The following is a 16,592-nucleotide window of genomic DNA, read 5'->3' on the forward strand; positions in this document are numbered from 1 at the left end:
GGAGTGCACGGGGATGGACACCGCTCCTGCCCTGCGTGCGGTGGGGGAGATGCGGCCGGGCGACCACCTCTTCCACGGCTACGAGACGGAGGAGGAACGCGAGGCGGTGCTCGCCGCGTTCCTCGTCGACGGCCTCGCGAGCGGCCACCGCGGACTGCTCCTGACGTCCGCCCGGGCGCCGTCCGGTCTCCGGGAGCGGCTGCGGCACCAGGGCCACGACGTGGCCGACGCGTTGGCCGACGGCCGGCTGCGGGCGGCACACCTGCCGGGCGCGGAGGAGGACCCGTACGACCTCGACGAACTGGTGTGCCGCGAGGCCGAGAGCACGGTCTCCGCCGGACTCCTCGGCCTGCGGGTGGTCCTTGAGGCCGCGCCGTCGGGCACAGGGGTGCCCGGAGGACCCGGTGACGCCGAGAAGCTCCTCGACCCCGTCTTCCGGGTGCTGCCCGTGATCGGACTGTGCCAGTACGACCGCCGCGCCTTCGACGCGCGCGGACTGGCCGCGCTCGACGCCCTGCACCACGGCAGGGTGGTCGTCGACGACGTCTGGCAGGACGAACTGCTGCGCATCACCCGGACGTTCACCCCGCCGGGCCTCGCCCTGCGCGGCGAGGTGGACGACAGCAACCTCACCGCGGTGGCCCGCGCCCTGCGCGCCGAGACCCGGCGGGCCGCGGGACGGGCGGACGAACCGCACCGCGTCCACGTCGACCTGCGCGAGCTGACCTTCGTCGACGTCTGCGCGCTGCGGCTGCTCGTCTTCACCGGGCTGAGCCTCCACGCGCTGGGCGGCGGCATCGTCCTCGACGGCGTGGCCCCGCACGTGCGCAGGGTCCTGCGCGTCACCGGCTGGGACCGCGTACCGGGCCTCTCCCCGGGAAAGGGGCGTGAGCGGACATGACGCGTCGCGGCTTCGTGCACCAGGCACTGTGCTACGCCTCGGACGACGGGTTCGTCGCCGGTACGGCCGGCTTCGTCAGGGACGGCCTCGCGGCGGACGACGCGGTGCTCGCCGTCGCCGCGGTGCACAACATCGCACTGCTGCGCGACGCCCTCGGCGCCGACGCGCGGGATGTGGAGTTCATCGACGCCCGCGACTGGTACCACCATCCCTCCCGCACCCTCGGCATGTACCACGACTACTGCACCGCGCGGGGCGAGGGCGGCGCCCGCAGGGTCCGCGTCATCGGGGAGCCGGTGTGGACGGGCCGGACGGCCGCCGAGACCCGCGAGTGGATTCGCTACGAGTCGGTGATCAACGCCGCGTTCGCCGACTCGGGCCACTGGATCGTCTGCCCCTACGACGCCCGGGTGCTGCCCGCCGACGTGCTCGGCACCGTGGGGCGCACCCACCCGGAGGTGACCTCGTCGGCCACCGCGCCGGCCGTCGGCGGCCGGTACGCGGACCCGGCCGACTTCTACGCCGAGTGCTCGGAACTCGACCGCGTGTCGCCGGTGCCGCTCGCCGCCTCCGGCGCACCCCGCACGGTCGCCTTCACCCGCGGCGAGTCGGTGGCCGCGCGCCTGGCCGTCGCCGAGTACGCCAGGCGGTGCGGCATGGCCGAGGACCGCGCGCGCGACATGGTCGCGGCCGTCCACGAGGCGGTGGTCAACGCCGTCCGGTTCGGGGGCGGCCGCGGGGTGCTGCGGGTGTCGAACGACTCCGACTGGGTGGTCTGCGAGGTCACCGACACCGGCGGCGGCCGCACCGCCCCCGCCGTGCGGGACACCGGCTTCCTCGGCCGGCTCCCGCCCGACCCGCACGCCGCGCGGGGCCACGGCCTGTGGGTCGCGCGGCAGTTGAGCGACCTGGTCACCGAGGACTTCGGCGCCGGGGGAGCGGTCCTGCGGCTGCACTTCCGCCGTTGAGAGCCCCATGGGGCGCGCCCCTATGAGCCGGGCAGTTCCCTGCGTTCGAGGGGGCGCGTCGCGGGGCCCTGCAGCACCGAGCCGTCGGTGGCGAAGCGGGAGCCGTGGCAGGGGCACTCCCACGTGGTCTCCGCCTCGTTGAAGGCGACCAGGCAGCCGAGGTGGGTGCAGCGCGCGGAGACGGCGTGCAGCGCGCCGCCCTCGTCACGGTGGACCGCGCAGCGGCTCCCCTCGATCCGCACCACCGCTCCCGAACCCGCGGGGATCTCGTCGACGGAGTCCACGTGGGAGGACTTGAGGCGGTCCCCGACGAAGTGCTTGGCCACCTCCGCCTGCTGGCCGAGCAGCGCGGGGGCCTCCCGCACGGTGCTCAGCAGCCGGCGCGGGTCGTACAGGTCGGACCAGGGGGACTTCTCCCCGTCGATCAGCCGTGCGAGCAGCGTGCCCGCCATGACACCGCCGCTCATGCCCCAGCCGCCGAACCCCGTGGCCACGTACGTGTTGCGGGCGCCGGGGTGGAAGGGCCCGACCATGGGCACGCCGTCGGTCACGGAGTTGTCCTGAGCGGCCCAGCGGTAGACCGTCTCGCCGACGTCGAAGCGCTCCCGCATCCACGCGTCGAGGGCGCGGAACCCGGCCGCGGCGTCGCCGGTGCCCGGCGTGAAGCCCTCACCCGTGACGATCAGCAGCCGCCCGCCGTCGCCGTACGGGGCGGTGCGCACCGAGCGCTTGCCCTCGTCCTGCGTGATGTACATGCCCTGCGGGTCCCGCCCCGCGGCCAGCGGCGCGGCGACGACGAGCTCACGGTTGGCGGAGAGACGGGAGAAGAGCAGTGCCCGGTCGAACACGGGGTAGTGGGTCGCGACGACGACCGCCTTCGCGGTGACCGTGTGCCCCGACTCGGCCGTCACCCGGCAGGGGGTGCCCTCCTTCAGGCCCGTCACCCGGGTGCGCTCGTGGATGACGCCGCCCCGGGCGCGCAGGTCCTCGGCGAGCGCGAGCAGGTACTCGCGCGGGTGGAACTGCGCCTGGTCCGCCACCCGCACCGCGCCCGCCACGTCGAAGGGCAGGCCGGTGACCTCGGTGTACTCCGCCGGAAGACCGGCCTCCGCCGCGGCGTCCGCCTCGGCCCGCAGTTCGTCCCTCCGGTCGGGGCGGACGGTGTACGTGTACGCGGGCGCCCGCTCAAGACGGCAGTCCACGCCGATCTCGGCGCTGACGGCGGCCACCCGCTCCACCGCCTCCTGCTGCGACCGCGCGTACAGGCGGGCGGCCTCGGGCCCGCGGGAGCGGCGGAGCCGGTCGTAGACGAGGGAGTGCAGTGCGGACAGCTTCGCGGTGGTGTAGCCGGTCACCCCGGCCGCGACGCGGTCGGCTTCGAGGACGGCCACGGTCCGGCCCCCGCGGGCCGCCTCCCACGCCGTGCTGAGCCCCGCGATGCCGCCGCCGATCACGGCGACGTCCACCTCGATGTCCTCGGCCAGGGGCGTGTAGGACGTCGCCGGGGTGGTGTCCATCCAGTAGGACTCGGGGCGGCCCGGCAGTGGACCGGCCGGGGCGGGGGGTGAGCCAGACATGGCGATCTCCTTGTTCTCGGCAGTTCTCGTCAGTTCTCGTCAGTTCTTGGCTGTCTCGGCAGTTCACGGCTGTCCGCGTCGTTTCACGGGAGTTCTCGGTGCTCCGTCAGAGCCAGTCGCGGGGCACCGTCTCGTTCCACGTACGGGAGAACACGCGCCGCTCGCCCTCGTAGCCGTCGAGCGTGGCGTCGACGAGGAAGGTGTCCTCGTCGCACCGCAGCACCGTGCGGGTCTCCACGCGCACGTCCCAGTCGTCCCGCCGGAACGTCATCGTCCAGGCCGACTCACCGCCCACCGACGTGAAGTCCTCTCCGGTGGAGGTGTACCTCTCGAAGGCGCGGCAGCCGACGTCGAGGCCGATCTCCTCGTAGCGCACGGTGCCCCGGTCCTTGACGATCTCCAGGGCGGAGTCGTAGGTGATCAGGTCGCGCCGGACCTCCCACCGCTGGTCCGGCGGCGTCAGCCGGGTCGTGGACAGCGGCTCCGCGCCCTCGGGCTCCTCGAAGGGGCGCTGCGGCGCGTTGTCGGGCTCCGCCACGGGGCGCACCGGCAGCCGCAGCGCGCTGGTGCCCTCGTACACGCTGAGCAGGACGGGGCGGGGCGGCGGCCAGGCCAGCGGCCAGTACGACGTGGACAGCGAAAGGCGGATGCGGTGGCCCGGCGGGAACGACTGGGCCACGCCGTTGAGCTGGAGCGTCGCGCGGTAGCGCTTGCCGGGCTCCAGCGGCTGGGGTTCGCCCGTGCCGTCCCTGCGGGTCAGGTTGAGCACGCCGTACGTCACGCGTGTGGCCCGGCCGTCGGGGGCGACGTCGGAGAGGCGGGCGGCGACCGTGGCCACCGGTTCGCTGACGGTCAGGTCGAGGTCGACGGAGGGCGAGCCGAGGATCTCCACCGCCTCGGTCAGCTCGGGCGAGTCGAAGACCAGCGAGCCGCCGTCCTCCTCCCGCTGGTCGTAGGGGAGGTCGGGCGGCGCGTTGTAGGAGGCCCACTTCCCGGCGAACTGGCCGACCGACAGCGGGGACTGCACGGTCATGGCCTCACCGGACCCCGCGCCCTCCGGCACCTCGCCCCGCCGGGCGATGCGGTGGCGCAGCAGGGGGTGGGAGACCTCCTCGATGTGCGGTGAGGGCCACTCCGGTTCGCCGACCCAGCGTCCCGGGCGCTCCTCGTAGGAGGTCGAGGGCGGCACGCTGTCCTGCATCCAGGCCCGCAGCATGGGGCCCTCCATGACGCCGTTGTCCTCGCCCTTGAGCCAGTGGTCCCACCAGCGGACCACCTCCTGGAGGTAGCCGATGGCGGGCCCCGGCTCACCCAGGTGCGGATACTTGTGCGACCAGGGGCCGACGAGGCCCTTGCGCGGCACGTCGAGGTTGCCGAGCAGCCGGGTCACGGCGTTGGAGTAGCCGTCGGCCCAGCCGCTGGAGGCGAGGACGGGACAGCGTACGTCCTGGTAGTTCTCGCAGACGGAGGCGTGCTTCCAGTACGCGTCGCGGCGCTGGTGGCGCAGCCATTCGAGGACCCAGGGACGGGTGCCCTCCATGCGCTCGTGCCACATCTCGCGCCAGCGGTCCCCGACCACGGCCGGGTCGGGCGGGCAGGTGCCGTAGGCGAACATGGTCCCCGCCTCGGCGAGGTTGTCGGACAGCATCGCGCCGCCCATGTAGTGCATGTCGTCGGCGTACCGGTCGTCCGTGAACGAGGAGATGACGATCGCCTTCAGGCTCGGCGGCCGCCGGGCGGCGACCTGCAGCGCGGCGAACGCGCCCCAGGAGATGCCCATCATCCCGGTGGACCCGTCGCACCAGGGCTGCTCCGCGAGCCAGGCCAGCACCTCCTCGGCGTCGGCCTGCTCCTGCTCCAGGTACTCGTCCCGCAGTACGCCCTCGGACTCGCCCGTGCCGCGCACGTCCACGCGCACGCACGCGTAGCCGTGTCCCGCGATGTAGGGGTGATGGATCGAGTCGCGCACGGAACTCAGATCGCGCTTGCGGTACGGGATGTACTCCAGGACGGCCGGGACGGGCGCGTCGTCCGAGGACGTCGGGCGCCAGACGCGCGCCGACAGACGGGTGCCGTCGGACATCGGGACGACGACGTGTTCTTCCTCTTTGGTCGCGTACGGGAGATTTCCCACGTAACGCATGTGGCCGTGCCATCCTCTCGGTCGACTCTTCCGCCGGGTCCGGCGGTCTCGTGCTGCTGCGGCGAAGGCGGGTCAGTCGTTGGTGAGGTCGCGTCCGCCCGGCTCCGTCTCGTCGAAGGTGAGGCCGAGGGCGGCCACGCACCGGTCGTACTTGCTCCGCAGCTCTTCCTCACTGTCGCCCCCCGTGGAGATGTGGGCGAGTTCAAAGCTGTAGCTGTCCTGGTGGCCGGCGTCGGAGAGCCGCTGGCCCTCCTCGACCAGGACCTCGATGCGCACGTTCCCGATCTCCCGCTCGATGCGGTCGATCTCCTCGCGGGTGGGCACGTCGTGCACCACACCGTCGGAGAACCAGCGGTAGTACCACTTGGCGGAGGTCGTGCACGGGCCCTTGCCGTGCGGGAAGGCGGGGTCCTCGTCGAAGGCCAGGCTGACCATGCAGTGGTGGTTGGGGACGCCGTCCACGAACGCGAAGAGCTCGGCGTGGGCCTGCGAGTGCCGCGGGTTGATCTCCAGGAGGTTCAGCTCGTCGTTGCCCGGGTCGTAGAAGTACTCGATGCTGAAGGTCGCCGAGTCCATCCCGATCTGCCGCATCACCCGTTCGGAGACGTCGTGCAGACGGCGCACCACGGGCTCCGGCAGCGTGGAGGGGTACTGGTGGCGGAGGAAGCAGGAGGAGTCCGGATAGTTGATGGAGTCGAGGACGCCGTAGACGGTGACCTCCCCCCGATGGACGTAACCCTCCACGGCGACCTGGATGCCGGAGAGCGCCTCCTCGGCGAGGCAGACCTGCGCGCCGACGCCCGCCATCTCCTCGGGGACCTCGATGCGCTCCATGATGTGTTCGAACGGCCGGCCGACGAGGGTGATCCCGTCCTTGATCTTGGCCACGGCCTCCCGGAACTCGTCCTCGTCCCGGACGCTGAAGGCCAGCTTCGAGGAGTACGAGAGCGCCGGCTTGAGCCACATGGGGTAGCGCACGCCCTCCGGGGGCCGCGGGTCCGCCGCCTCCAGGTCCACCCGGCCGAAGCGCGGGTGCTCCTTGATCACCTTCTGCTGTTCGAGGCGGCTCCAGTACTTGTGCTCGCACTTGACGACCGACTCCAGGCTGGTGCTGCGGGTGCCGTAGCGGTCGCCGAGCATCGCCACGAGCGTGCTGACGGGGAAGTCCCAGTAGCCGACGATCGCGTCGATGTCGCCGTCGAAGGCGTCGAGGATCTTCTCCGCCTTCGCCATCAGGTCCGGTACGGAGACCTCGCCGCCCTGCAGCTCCTCGATCGTGAGCAGTGGGTGGAACCGGTAGTCCGCCGCGTTCGGTATGTCCTTCATCGCCGGCAGGTTGGCCTCGTCCAGTCCGATGACGAAGACGTTCTTCTGGCGTGCAGACACAAATGCTCCTTCGCTAGACGGCGTCAAGGCCGCTGAGTACCCGCAGGCCGTGGGCGCACACGTCGGCCATCCTGGGTAAGCGGAATCCATCCCACCGGAAGGAGCACCATGACCGCCCGAGGCGACGGACCACGTGACGCGGCAAAAGCCCTGATCAAAGCGCTTCTCAAGGCCGAGGGCCGCACCTACGCCGAGGAGGCCGGAATCCGGCTGCGGGATACGCCACAGCCGCTGTACGAGCTCCTGGTCCTCTCCGTCCTGCTGAGCGCGCCGATCCGCGGCGGTGCGGCGGTGGGCGCGGCCAGGGAGCTCTTCGGCGCCGGGATGCGCGACGCCCGGCGCATGGCCGACGCGACCTGGCAGGAGCGCGTCGACGCGCTGGGCCGGGGCGGCTACCGGCGCTACGACGAGAGCACCGCCACGCGGCTCGGCGACGGCGCGCAGCTCGTACAGCGGGACTACGGCGGCGATCTGCGCCGGATGCGGGACGAGGCCGGCGGCGACGCGGAGGCGCTCGGCAGGAGCCTGCAGAAGGTGCCGGGGCTCGGCCCGACGGGCGCCGCCATCTTCCTGCGCGAGGTGCAGCGGGTGTGGCCGGAGACGGGTCCCTACTTCGGCGACAAGGCCCTGGACGGGGCGCGGCGGCTCGGGCTCCCGGACGATCCGGACGAGCTGATGCGGCTCGCGGGGAGGACGGAGCCCGCGGTCCTGTCGGCCGCGCTGGTCAGGGCGTCACTGGAGAAGCGCACGGCGGACGACCTGTGAGGCGGCCGGCCGAGGCGGCCGGCCCGGTTCAGACCGGGAGCAGCCGTGCGATCAGTGAGCCGAGCCGGCGTGCGGTGCGGCACTCGTGCATCTCGGCCAGTTCGGCGTACGCGTACGCCGCCGAGTCCCCGGTCGACCACTGCGAGCGCTGCTCGGGGTTGAGCCAGTACACGCGGCGGGCCCGCTCGGCGACGCGCCGCAGCGCGGGCAGGTTGGGGTCGCTCATGTTCGTCCGGGCGTCACCGAGCACGAAGACCGTGGTGCGCGGGCCGACCGCGTCGAGATACCGCTCGGCGAACTCGCCCAGGGAGGTCCCGTAGTCGCTGCTGCCGTGCCGGCCCGTGACGGCGGCCTCGCGGGCGATGCGGGCGGCGAGCCCCGCCGGGTCGGCCGTTCCGCGCGCGAGCAGTCCGGTCACCTCGTCGACGCGGTTGACGAACGCGAACACGCGCACCTTGCTGAACTGCTCGTGCAACGCCTGCACCAGCAGCATCGTGAAGTTCGCGAAGCCGGCCACCGAACCGGAGACGTCGCAGAGCAGCACCAGCTCCGGGCGTCCCGGACGGCGGCGGCGCAGCACGGGCCGCATCGGCACCCCGCCGGTCGACAGGGACCCGCGCAGGGTCCTGCGCAGGTCGATGGAGCCGTGCGCGGCCCGTCGGCGGCGGGCCGCCAGGCGGGTGGCGAGCTTGCGGGCCAGCGGGTGCACGGTCCTGCGCAGCTCCTCCAGCTGGGCGCGGCCGGCCACCAGGAAGTCGATCCGGTCGGCGGTGGTCACCACGGCCCGGCGGGCGATCTCCTCGGTGCCGCGCCGCTCGGCGACCCGGCGGCGCGCCTCCGTGCCGACCCGCTCGCGGAAGCCCTCGATCCGGCGCCGGATCTCGTCGGCCTCCAGACGGTCCGTGAACGCGGCGTCCCCGCCGGATTCCGCACGCAGCGCGGCGAGCACGCGCGCGAGGAGCGTCTCGGGCCGCAGCCGGTCCAGGGTCTGGTACGAGGACCAGCCGTCGGAGCCGCCCCGTCCCGAGCCGTACCCGCCGAAGCCGTCGACGGCCTCGGCCGCCAACTGGGACAGGAGTGCCTGGTCACCGGCGGCGAGCGCGGCGGCCAGGCGCTCGCGCAGCGCCTCGCGGTCCGGCGGGGTGTCCCGCCCCGCCTCGCCGCCGGGGGCGCCGACGCGTGACGGGAAGTACAGGTCGAAGACGGGGTCGAAGACCGCCCGTTGGCTCCGCTGGTGCAGCAGGGCGGCGGCGAGGCCCTCCCTGACCCGCTCCCTGTCGTCCAGACCGAGTGCCCGCAGCGCCTCCGCGGCGTCGACGGTCTCCCCGGTGCCGATCCGCAGACCGTGCGCGCGCAGCGCCGCCACCAGGCCGGTGAGCCGCCGGGGGAGGCCGCCTTCCACGGCGGTCACACGGCGTCCAGGTCCAGCTTCGCGGTCGCCTTCAGCACGTCGTCCTGGTGCTTGAGGACGACGCCGAGGCTGTCGCGCACGACGCCCTCGTCCAGGGTGTCCGCGCCGAGGGCGAGCAGGGTGCGCGCCCAGTCGACGGTCTCCGCGACCGAGGGCACCTTGCGCAGGTCCATCGCGCGCAGCGCCCCCACCACCCGCACCACCGACGCGGCGAGCGCCTCGTCGAGACCGGGCACCTGCATCCGGACGATGCGGCGCTCCAGCTCCTCGTCGGGGAAGCCGATGTGAAGGAACAGGCAGCGGCGGCGCAGCGCCTCGGACAGCTCACGGCCCGCGTTGGAGGTGAGGACCACGAACGGGCGGCGCTCCGCGCCGATGGTGCCCAGTTCGGGCACCGTCACCTGGAAGTCGCTGAGCACTTCGAGGAGCAGGCCCTCGACCTCGACGTCGGCCTTGTCCATCTCGTCGATCAGCAGCACCTTCGGCTCGTCGCCGCGGATCGCGGTGAGCAGCGGGCGGGCGAGCAGGAACTCCTCGCTGAAGATGTCGGTGCGCGTCTCGTCCCACGACTCGTCGCGCCCCGCGGTGATGCGGAGCAGCTGCTTGGCGTGGTTCCACTCGTAGAGCGCGCGGGACTCGTCGACGCCCTCGTAGCACTGGAGTCTGACCAGGCGCGCCCCCGCGACCTCGGCGACCGCCTTCGCCAGCTGCGTCTTGCCGACGCCCGCAGGGCCCTCCACGAGCAGCGGCTTGCCGAGCCGGTCGGCCAGGAAGACGGTGGTGGCGACCGCGGGGGAGGCGAGGTACCCGGTCTCGGCGAGACGGGCCGCGACGTCGTCGACCGACGTGAAGTATCCGGTCGCCGGGGGCTCGGACGTCATGGCGGGGCTCCAAACGAGGGTCAGGAGGCAAGGGGTGTCAGGATAGGGCGGCAACGAAATTTCGAGACGTCTCGGGGGCGCACATGGCGGGGCACGGCATACCGGACGACTACCTCGACGGTTATGCCGACATCCTCACCGCTGCCGCCCGCACGGGCCGCAGGCTGACCCGGGAGGAGCTGGAGTCGCGGCGCGCCCTGGGGGAGCGGGCGGCCGACGCCGGGCACGGCCTGCGCGCCCTGGTCGGCGCGCACCTGGCGGCGACCCGCGACCACTGGCCGCACGGGCGCTCGGACGTCGCCGACAGCGTCCTCGCCGCGGCGGAGCAGGCGGTCGACGCCCTCGCCGAGGGCTACGAACGCGCCCAGCGCCTGGCCGTACGCCAAGAGGAGGCGGCGCGGCGGGAGTTCATCGACGACCTGCTGTACGGGCGCAGTGACCTCGGCCTGCTCGCCGAGCGCGCGGAGCGCTTCGGCCTGCGCCTGTCCTACGAGCACGCGGTCGCCGTCGCGCAGGACCAGCACGGCTACAAGGAGGGGCACGCCGTCCCCCGCGAGGTGGAGCGGGCCTTGATCGGCAGGTTCGGCGACCGGAGCATCCTGCTCACCACCAAGGACAGCCGCCTGGTCTGCGTCGCGCCCGGCGACCAGGCCGAGGTGCTCACCTTCTTCGCCAAGCAGGCGTACGCCGCCACCGACGGCTGCCGCGTCGCCATCGGCCGCCCGCGGCCGGGCCCCGGGGGAGTCGTCCAGTCGTACGAGGAGGCGCTGGGCGCCCTGGACCTCGCGGAGCGCCTGGAGTTCGACGCCCCCGTGCTGCGCGCCGCGGACCTGCTCGTCTATCCCGTGCTGACCCGCGACCGGCAGGCCATGGCCGATCTCGTGCTGCACACGCTGGGCCCGCTGCGGGAGGCCCGCGGCGGGCCCGGGCCGCTCCTCGACACGCTCACCGCGTACTTCGATTCGGGCTGTGTCGCCGCGGAGACGGCCCGCGCGCTGGCCCTGAGCGTGCGCGCGCTGACCTACCGCCTGGAGCGCATCCACAAGCTGACCGGCGCCAACCCGGCCGATCCCGTGCACCGCTACACGCTGCAGACGGCGGTCATCGGGGCACGCCTCCTCGACTGGCCCGACACGCAGTTCTAGCCGCCGAGGCGCGGGATCTCGATGGCGGGGCAGCGGTCCATGACCATGTCCAGGCCGGCCGCGCGCGTGCGCTCGTACGCCGCCTCGTCGATCACGCCGAGCTGGAACCAGACGGCCGCGGCACCGGCCGCCACCGCCTCGTCGGCGACCTGGCCCGCCAGGGCGCTGTTGACGAAGACGTCGACCACGTCGACCTCGAACGGCACGGCGGCCAGGGACGGGTATCCCTGCTCGCCGTGGACCGTGGGGGACTTGGGGTGGATCGGCACGACGCGCTTGCCGAAGCGCCGCAGGACGGCCGCGACGCCGTACGCCGCGCGGTCACGGTTCTCGGACAGGCCCACGACCGCCCAGGTGTCCCCGTGCTCCGTCAGAATCCTGCGTACCGTCTCCTGGTCGCCGTACATGCCCTGCCTCCTCGGTGAAGTGCGGCCGGCCGGCCGCGGGGCCGCCGCCCGTCGGTCAGACGTTCACGCCGAAGTCCGACGCGATGCCGCGCAGCCCGCTGGCATAACCCTGGCCGACCGCGCGGAATTTCCACTCCGCACCGTGCCGGTAGAGCTCGCCGAAGACCATGGCGGTCTCCGTCGAGGCGTCCTCGGAGAGGTCGTAGCGCGCGATCTCGGCGTGGTCCGCCTGGTTCACCACGCGGATGAAGGCGTTGCGGACCTGGCCGAAGCTCTGGCCGCGGTTCTCGGCGTCGTGGATGGAGACCGGGAAGACGATGCGGTCGACGTCGGCGGGCACCTGCGCGAGGTTCACCTTCACGGCCTCGTCGTCCCCCTCGCCCTCGCCGGTGAGGTTGTCGCCGGTGTGCTCGACCGAGCCGTCCGGGCTCGTCAGGTTGTTGTAGAAGATGAAGTGCTGGTCCGAGAGGACCTTGCCCGAGGCGTCGCAGAGCAGAGCGCTGGCGTCCAGGTCGTAGTCGGTGCCGGTCGTGGTGCGCACGTCCCAGCCCAGACCGACCAGTACGGCGGTGAGGCCGGGGGCCTCCTTGCTGAGCGAGACGTTGCCGCCCTTGGCCAGGGAAACTCCCATGATGTCCTCCTGAGGTATGAGTGAGACATGAGTGCGGAACGGGCCGGTCCCGCAGAATCTACAGGACTGTAGAAGACGATTGTCCGGTGGAGGCCCGTTACGATGTGGCGCTCCCCGCGGAGCGTGACAAGGCTGGAGGGAGCCGGGCATGAAGCACCAGGACGAGCACGAAGAGGGGCAGCCGCGGCTGCGCCGCCGCGCGCAGGGCGAGCTGGAGCAGCAGGTGCTCGCCGCGCTGCACGCCGCGCCGGAGCCGGTCAGCGCCGCCTGGGTGCAGGAGCGGATCGGCGGCGATCTCGCCTATACGACGGTGATGACCATCCTGACCCGGCTGCTCGCCAAGGACGTCGTGACCCGGGAGCGCGCGGGCCGCTCCTTCGCCTGGTCCTCCGCCTCCGACGAGGCCGGGCTCGCCGCCTTCCGCATGCGCAAGGTGCTCGACGGCGAGAGCGACCGCGAGGCGGTCCTCGCCAGCTTCGTCACCACGCTGACGCCCGACGACGAGCAGCTCCTGCGCGACCTGCTCGGCCGGGCGGACGCCGAAGCGGACGACTGACGCCCGAAGGGGGTTCTTCTCTGATGGGCGTCTTCGTCTTCCTGCCGCTGGTGCTGCCGCTGACCGCGTGGCCGGTCGCCCGCCTCGCCGAACAGCATCTGCACCCGCGCGCCGCCACGCGCGTGCTCACCGCCGTCGCCGGCGTGATGGCCGTGTGCAGCACGCTCTGCCTGGCGCTGCTCATGGTCGTCGGCACCGCCCAGCTCCCCGGCAACCCGCTGCCGGACGGCTGGTCCGACCCCGAGGTGCGGGCCGCCGTCCCCTACGACGAGATCGCCGGGCGGGCCGCCATCCCCGCCCTGCTCGCCGTCTGCGCGGCATGCGCCCGCCTGCTGTGGCGGCACGCGCGCGTACGCCGAAGGGCGCACCGGGCCCTCGCGGGGCTGCCCGGCACCTCCGTCGCCGTCCTCGCCGACGAGGCGTCGTACGCCTACGCCCTGCCCTCGCGCGGCGGCGGCCGCGTCGTGGTCACCACCGGCATGCTGGCCGGGCTCACGGCCCCCGAGCGGCGCGCGCTCTTCGCCCACGAGCGGGCCCATCTGACCGCGCGGCACCACAGGCACCTGCTCGTCACGCAGCTCGCCGCCCGCGCCAACCCGTTCCTGCGGCCGCTGCGCACCTCCGTCGCCTTCACCGCCGAGCGGTGGGCCGACGAGAGCGCGGCCCGCGCCGTCAGGGACCGGCGGACCGTGGCCCGCGCGATCGGCAAGGCCGCCCTGGTCTCCCGGGGCGTGCCCGCGCCGACGCTCGCGGGGCTCGCGGCGCCGGGGCCGGTGCCGCGCCGCGTCGCCGCGCTGCTCGCGCCGGCGCCCGCCGCCCGCATCCGCCCCTCGGTCTTCACCTCGATGGGGCTCGCCCTGTGGTGCGCGGCCTTCGGCACCGCCGTGTCCGCGATGTCCTCGGCGAACTCCGCGGTCACGATGGTCCTCATCCTGCGGGCGGCCACGCCGCTCTGAGGCGCCGCGGCCCGGCCTGCCGCCTACAGGTCGAACTCGTGCGGCGGCAGGTCGAGCGTGAAGCACGCCTCGCGCACGACGGCCTGCTCGTCCTTGTCGAAGTCGCCGTCGGCGCCGCCGATGATGATGCCGATCTGGACGACCGCGCGGGCCTCCGCGGGCTTCTTCTTCGCCTTGGCGACCTCCTGCATGACGCTCACCTTGCCGAAGGCGAAGTCGGCGGTGAGCTGGTCCACGTACCCCTCGAAGCGGCGGCGGAGGTCGTCCGCGGGGAAGTTCTGCAGGACTTCGTTCGTCCCGATGAGCTGGGCGACGCGTTGGCGCTCCGAGGGGTCCACGCTGCCGTCGGCGGCGGCCACCAGGGCGCACATGGCCATGCTCGCGTCGCGGAAGGCGCCGCTCTTCAGATCATTCTTCTTCGCCATCAGCTGGGTCTGCATCGTCGACGCGGATTCCTTGAGGCGATCCCACAGGGCCATGGAGAGCTCCATAAACTATCGGTGTACCAGGGGTGTTGACGCGGTCCACGGCTCCCACCATCGGGGGCCGGTGACCGCGGTCATTTCTACAACACTGTAGAAACTAGCAGTCGAACCGAGAAGTTCCCGCCCAGCGGAAGGTGCGCGCGATGACACCGACGGCACAAGAGCTCATGCGGACCACGGCCGCCCGCCTCACCCTCGACCCGGCGGCGAACCCGCTCGTCCCCCGCATCGCCGACGGCACGGCGGCGGCGCGCACACTCGCCGTGCTCGCTCTCGAACAGCGGCACGTCATCCCCGCCGACCGGCGCTCCTTCCAGCACCTCGCCGAGCGTGCGGCCGAGGGCAAGGACCCGGAGTCCGCCGCGTTCTTCGTGGCCCTCGCCGACGGCGAGTCCGTCGCCGAGGAACGGCTCGCCCCGCTGCTCGACGCCCTCGGCGTCACCGCGGCCGAGAGCGCGACGTACGAACCGCGGGCCGGCTGCCAGGCCTACCCCGCGTACGTGGCCTGGCTCGCGCTGAACGCCGAACCGGCCGACGCCGTCATCGCCCTCACCGCCAACTTCGCCTCCTGGGGAGCCTGTTGCGCGGAGATCTCCCGCGCGCTGCGCGAGCGGTACGGGCTCGGGGACGAGGCCCGCGGCTTCTTCGACCTGTTCGCCGAGCCCGCCCCGGAACTCGACCGGCAGGCGCTCGCCGCGGTACAGGCGGGCCTCGACCGCCGGCGCGTCACGGCGGCCCACCCGCGCTACGGACGCCTCGTGCAAGCCTACGAGGAGATGTTCTGGGCGACGCTCGCGAGCGGCGACGAGGCGGTGCGGGGCATGTGAACGAATTCCGTCCCGCGACCCCCGTGACCCCCGCGACTCCCGCGACCCGCCCCGGCCGCAGCGACGACCCCGGCCTCAGTGACGGTGCCGTCGGCACCGGTGACCTGGTCTTCTTCGTCGTGGCGGCCGCCGCGCCACTGACCGTCATGGCGGGCGTGGCCCCCCTGTCCATCGCGATGGCGGGCAGCGCCGCGCCGCTCGGCTATCTGATCTCCGGGCTGCTCCTCGTCGTCTTCGCCGCGGGGTTCACGGCGATGAGCCGCTTCGTCCGCAACGCGGGGGCCTTCTACGCCTACATCGGCCGGGGCCTCGGACAGGTGACGGGAGCGGGCTCCGCCTACGTGGCGCTCTTCTCGTACAACGCCATCGAGGTCGGGCTGCTCGCCGCCTTCGGCTGGTTCACCGAGACCGGCTTCGAGGACCTCACCGGCGTGTCCGTGCCCTGGTGGCTCTGGGCGTCGGCCGGACTCGCCGCCATCGGCGCGCTCGGCTACCTCAAGGTGACCCTCAGCGCCAAGGTCCTCGGCGTCGCGCTGGTCCTCGAAGTCCTGGTCCTGCTCGTCTTCGAAGCGGGCGTCCTCGCGCACGGCGGCGGCCCGCGGGGCATCGAGCTGACGGCACTCTCACCCGCCCACCTCGGCGACTCCGGGGTCGGCGGCATGCTCGTCCTCGCGATCGGCGCCTTCATCGGGTTCGAGGCGACGGCGATCTACGCCGAGGAGGCGCGCCGCCCGGAGCGGACGGTGCCCCGCGCCACCTGCGTCGCCGTGGCGTTCCTCGCGCTCTTCTACACCTTCACGGTCTGGATGATCATCAACGCGTACGGGGCCGACCGCGCCCAACGCGTCGCGAGCGGCGACGGCGGCGCCGACATGGTCTTCACGGCCACCGCACGCCTCGCGGGGGCCTGGGCCGCCGACGCCATGCACGTGCTGATCATCACCAGCGCCTTCGCGGCCACCCTCGCCTTCCACAACGGCGCCGCCCGCTACTTCTACGCCCTCGGCAGGGAGGGCCTGCTGCCGGCCCGCCTCGGCACCGTCTCGCCCCGGACGCGGGCCCCGGCCGCCGCCGTGGCCCTGCAGTCGGCGCTCGCCCTGGCCGTGATCGCCGCGACGGTGCTCACCGGGGCCGACCCGTACACCGTCACGTTCCTGTGGAGCAGCGGCTCCGGCATCCTCGGCGTGATGCTCATGCAGGCGCTGGCCGCCCTCGCGGTGTACGGCTTCTTCCGCCGCGACCGGCGGGCGATGCCGGCCTGGCGGGTGGTCGCCGCGCCCCTCGTGGCCTGCGCGGGGCTCGCCGTGATGAGCGTCCTGGTCTGCGCCGACCTCGATCTGCTCACCGGTGCCTCCCGCGCGGTGAACGCCGCCCTGATCGCACCGCTGCCGGTGCTGTTCGTGACGGGGGCGGTGTTCGCCCTGCGGATGAGACGGCGCGATCGGGCCGCGTACGAGCGCCTGACCTCGGTGGACGCCGAGCGCGTCTGACACCTCCCACTCCTCACCGCACCCCCCACCGCAACACCCCGTACCTCGCACTCCGCACCCGCA

General features: G+C 73.1%; 16 protein-coding genes. 8 read left to right on the forward strand and 8 right to left on the reverse strand.

Annotated features, from left to right (window positions below; all coding sequences use genetic code 11):
* Window positions 1–13 precede the first annotated feature (13 nt).
* On the forward strand, window positions 14–901 hold the full coding sequence (locus AB0I16_RS12510) for an MEDS domain-containing protein (RefSeq protein ID WP_363249303.1): 888 nt from the start codon (window positions 14–16) through the stop codon (window positions 899–901).
* Window positions 898–1,869: a sensor histidine kinase gene (locus tag AB0I16_RS12515; protein WP_363249304.1), complete on the forward strand. Its 972-nt coding sequence runs from the start codon at window positions 898–900 to the stop codon at window positions 1,867–1,869. The genes AB0I16_RS12510 and AB0I16_RS12515 overlap by 4 nt, the downstream gene beginning before the upstream one ends.
* A 20-nt stretch (window positions 1,870–1,889) precedes the next feature.
* Here AB0I16_RS12515 and AB0I16_RS12520 read toward each other — a convergent pair whose 3' ends face one another.
* From AB0I16_RS12520 to AB0I16_RS12530, 3 genes are all read right to left on the reverse strand, one after another.
* Window positions 1,890–3,446, reverse strand: a complete 1,557-nt coding sequence (locus AB0I16_RS12520) for an FAD-dependent oxidoreductase (RefSeq protein ID WP_363249305.1) — start codon at window positions 3,444–3,446, stop codon at window positions 1,890–1,892.
* Window positions 3,447–3,552: 106 nt separating this feature from the next.
* The gene (locus AB0I16_RS12525; RefSeq protein ID WP_363249306.1) at window positions 3,553–5,589 is read right to left on the reverse strand and encodes a CocE/NonD family hydrolase; all 2,037 of its coding nucleotides are present in this window, start codon (window positions 5,587–5,589) and stop codon (window positions 3,553–3,555) included.
* A 72-nt stretch (window positions 5,590–5,661) separates the two neighbouring features.
* A complete protein-coding gene (locus tag AB0I16_RS12530) occupies window positions 5,662–6,915 on the reverse strand; it encodes an ATP-grasp domain-containing protein (RefSeq protein ID WP_363249407.1) in 1,254 nt (417 codons plus the stop codon).
* Window positions 6,916–7,083: 168 nt separating this feature from the next.
* On the opposite strand from AB0I16_RS12530, the gene AB0I16_RS12535 reads away from it, so the two are divergent.
* Window positions 7,084–7,740 carry an endonuclease gene (locus AB0I16_RS12535; protein WP_363249307.1) on the forward strand — a complete coding sequence of 219 codons (657 nt, stop codon included), beginning with the start codon at window positions 7,084–7,086 and terminating at the stop codon, window positions 7,738–7,740.
* 28 nt (window positions 7,741–7,768) lie between these two features.
* Here AB0I16_RS12535 and AB0I16_RS12540 read toward each other — a convergent pair whose 3' ends face one another.
* Together AB0I16_RS12540 and AB0I16_RS12545 are read right to left on the reverse strand one after the other, a co-directional pair.
* Complete coding sequence (locus AB0I16_RS12540) at window positions 7,769–9,151, reverse strand: VWA domain-containing protein (protein WP_363249308.1); 1,383 nt, start codon at window positions 9,149–9,151, stop codon at window positions 7,769–7,771.
* On the reverse strand, window positions 9,148–10,032 hold the full coding sequence (locus tag AB0I16_RS12545) for a MoxR family ATPase (RefSeq protein ID WP_363249309.1): 885 nt from the start codon (window positions 10,030–10,032) through the stop codon (window positions 9,148–9,150). Before AB0I16_RS12545 ends, AB0I16_RS12540 begins: the two co-directional genes overlap by 4 nt.
* A gap of 83 nt (window positions 10,033–10,115) precedes the next feature.
* Between AB0I16_RS12545 and AB0I16_RS12550 the strand changes: the two genes are divergently transcribed.
* Window positions 10,116–11,177 (forward strand): helix-turn-helix domain-containing protein, encoded by a 1,062-nt coding sequence (locus AB0I16_RS12550; RefSeq protein WP_363249310.1) that lies wholly within the window; start codon window positions 10,116–10,118, stop codon window positions 11,175–11,177.
* Here the strand turns inward: AB0I16_RS12550 and AB0I16_RS12555 are convergent.
* Together AB0I16_RS12555 and AB0I16_RS12560 are read right to left on the reverse strand one after the other, a co-directional pair.
* A complete protein-coding gene (locus AB0I16_RS12555) occupies window positions 11,174–11,584 on the reverse strand; it encodes a CoA-binding protein (protein WP_363249311.1) in 411 nt (136 codons plus the stop codon). The two genes, AB0I16_RS12550 and AB0I16_RS12555, sit on opposite strands and share 4 nt — an antisense overlap.
* A gap of 55 nt (window positions 11,585–11,639) precedes the next feature.
* On the reverse strand, window positions 11,640–12,215 hold the full coding sequence (locus AB0I16_RS12560) for a TerD family protein (protein WP_363249312.1): 576 nt from the start codon (window positions 12,213–12,215) through the stop codon (window positions 11,640–11,642).
* A gap of 148 nt (window positions 12,216–12,363) precedes the next feature.
* Here AB0I16_RS12560 and AB0I16_RS12565 point away from each other — a divergent pair, with 148 nt between their 5' ends.
* Together AB0I16_RS12565 and AB0I16_RS12570 are read left to right on the forward strand one after the other, a co-directional pair.
* On the forward strand, window positions 12,364–12,771 hold the full coding sequence (locus AB0I16_RS12565) for a BlaI/MecI/CopY family transcriptional regulator (RefSeq protein ID WP_363249313.1): 408 nt from the start codon (window positions 12,364–12,366) through the stop codon (window positions 12,769–12,771).
* 23 nt (window positions 12,772–12,794) lie between these two features.
* Window positions 12,795–13,727, forward strand: a complete 933-nt coding sequence (locus AB0I16_RS12570) for a M56 family metallopeptidase (protein WP_363249314.1) — start codon at window positions 12,795–12,797, stop codon at window positions 13,725–13,727.
* Window positions 13,728–13,750: 23 nt separating this feature from the next.
* On the opposite strand, the gene AB0I16_RS12575 is transcribed toward AB0I16_RS12570, so the two are convergent.
* On the reverse strand, window positions 13,751–14,206 hold the full coding sequence (locus tag AB0I16_RS12575; protein WP_363249315.1) for a TerB family tellurite resistance protein: 456 nt from the start codon (window positions 14,204–14,206) through the stop codon (window positions 13,751–13,753).
* A gap of 149 nt (window positions 14,207–14,355) precedes the next feature.
* Between AB0I16_RS12575 and AB0I16_RS12580 the strand changes: the two genes are divergently transcribed.
* Entirely contained in the window at window positions 14,356–15,039 is a 684-nt protein-coding gene (locus AB0I16_RS12580) for a transcriptional regulator (RefSeq protein ID WP_363249316.1), read from the forward strand.
* A 23-nt stretch (window positions 15,040–15,062) separates the two neighbouring features.
* The gene (locus AB0I16_RS12585) at window positions 15,063–16,529 is read left to right on the forward strand and encodes an APC family permease (RefSeq protein WP_363249317.1); all 1,467 of its coding nucleotides are present in this window, start codon (window positions 15,063–15,065) and stop codon (window positions 16,527–16,529) included.
* Window positions 16,530–16,592 lie beyond the last annotated feature (63 nt).

Origin of the sequence: Streptomyces sp. NPDC050703 (genome assembly GCF_040654435.1) — a bacterium.
Classification (GTDB): Bacteria; Actinomycetota; Actinomycetes; order Streptomycetales; family Streptomycetaceae; genus Streptomyces.

What these genes read in the sequence shown, in the direction of transcription:
- AB0I16_RS12550 (WP_363249310.1), top strand. Translation starts at nt 10,116, where the DNA reads ATGGCGGGGCACGGCATACCGGACGACTACCTCGACGGTTATGCCGAC.
- AB0I16_RS12510 (WP_363249303.1), top strand. Translation starts at nt 14, where the DNA reads ATGGACACCGCTCCTGCCCTGCGTGCGGTGGGGGAGATGCGGCCGGGC.
- AB0I16_RS12580 (WP_363249316.1), top strand. Translation starts at nt 14,356, where the DNA reads ATGACACCGACGGCACAAGAGCTCATGCGGACCACGGCCGCCCGCCTC.
- AB0I16_RS12515 (WP_363249304.1), top strand. Translation starts at nt 898, where the DNA reads ATGACGCGTCGCGGCTTCGTGCACCAGGCACTGTGCTACGCCTCGGAC.
- AB0I16_RS12545 (WP_363249309.1), bottom strand. Translation starts at nt 10,032, where the DNA reads ATGACGTCCGAGCCCCCGGCGACCGGATACTTCACGTCGGTCGACGAC.
- AB0I16_RS12535 (WP_363249307.1), top strand. Translation starts at nt 7,084, where the DNA reads ATGACCGCCCGAGGCGACGGACCACGTGACGCGGCAAAAGCCCTGATC.
- AB0I16_RS12560 (WP_363249312.1), bottom strand. Translation starts at nt 12,215, where the DNA reads ATGGGAGTTTCCCTGGCCAAGGGCGGCAACGTCTCGCTCAGCAAGGAG.
- AB0I16_RS12565 (WP_363249313.1), top strand. Translation starts at nt 12,364, where the DNA reads ATGAAGCACCAGGACGAGCACGAAGAGGGGCAGCCGCGGCTGCGCCGC.
- AB0I16_RS12555 (WP_363249311.1), bottom strand. Translation starts at nt 11,584, where the DNA reads ATGTACGGCGACCAGGAGACGGTACGCAGGATTCTGACGGAGCACGGG.
- AB0I16_RS12575 (WP_363249315.1), bottom strand. Translation starts at nt 14,206, where the DNA reads ATGGCCCTGTGGGATCGCCTCAAGGAATCCGCGTCGACGATGCAGACC.
- AB0I16_RS12520 (WP_363249305.1), bottom strand. Translation starts at nt 3,446, where the DNA reads ATGTCTGGCTCACCCCCCGCCCCGGCCGGTCCACTGCCGGGCCGCCCC.
- AB0I16_RS12525 (WP_363249306.1), bottom strand. Translation starts at nt 5,589, where the DNA reads ATGCGTTACGTGGGAAATCTCCCGTACGCGACCAAAGAGGAAGAACAC.
- AB0I16_RS12570 (WP_363249314.1), top strand. Translation starts at nt 12,795, where the DNA reads ATGGGCGTCTTCGTCTTCCTGCCGCTGGTGCTGCCGCTGACCGCGTGG.
- AB0I16_RS12530 (WP_363249407.1), bottom strand. Translation starts at nt 6,915, where the DNA reads ATGAAGGACATACCGAACGCGGCGGACTACCGGTTCCACCCACTGCTC.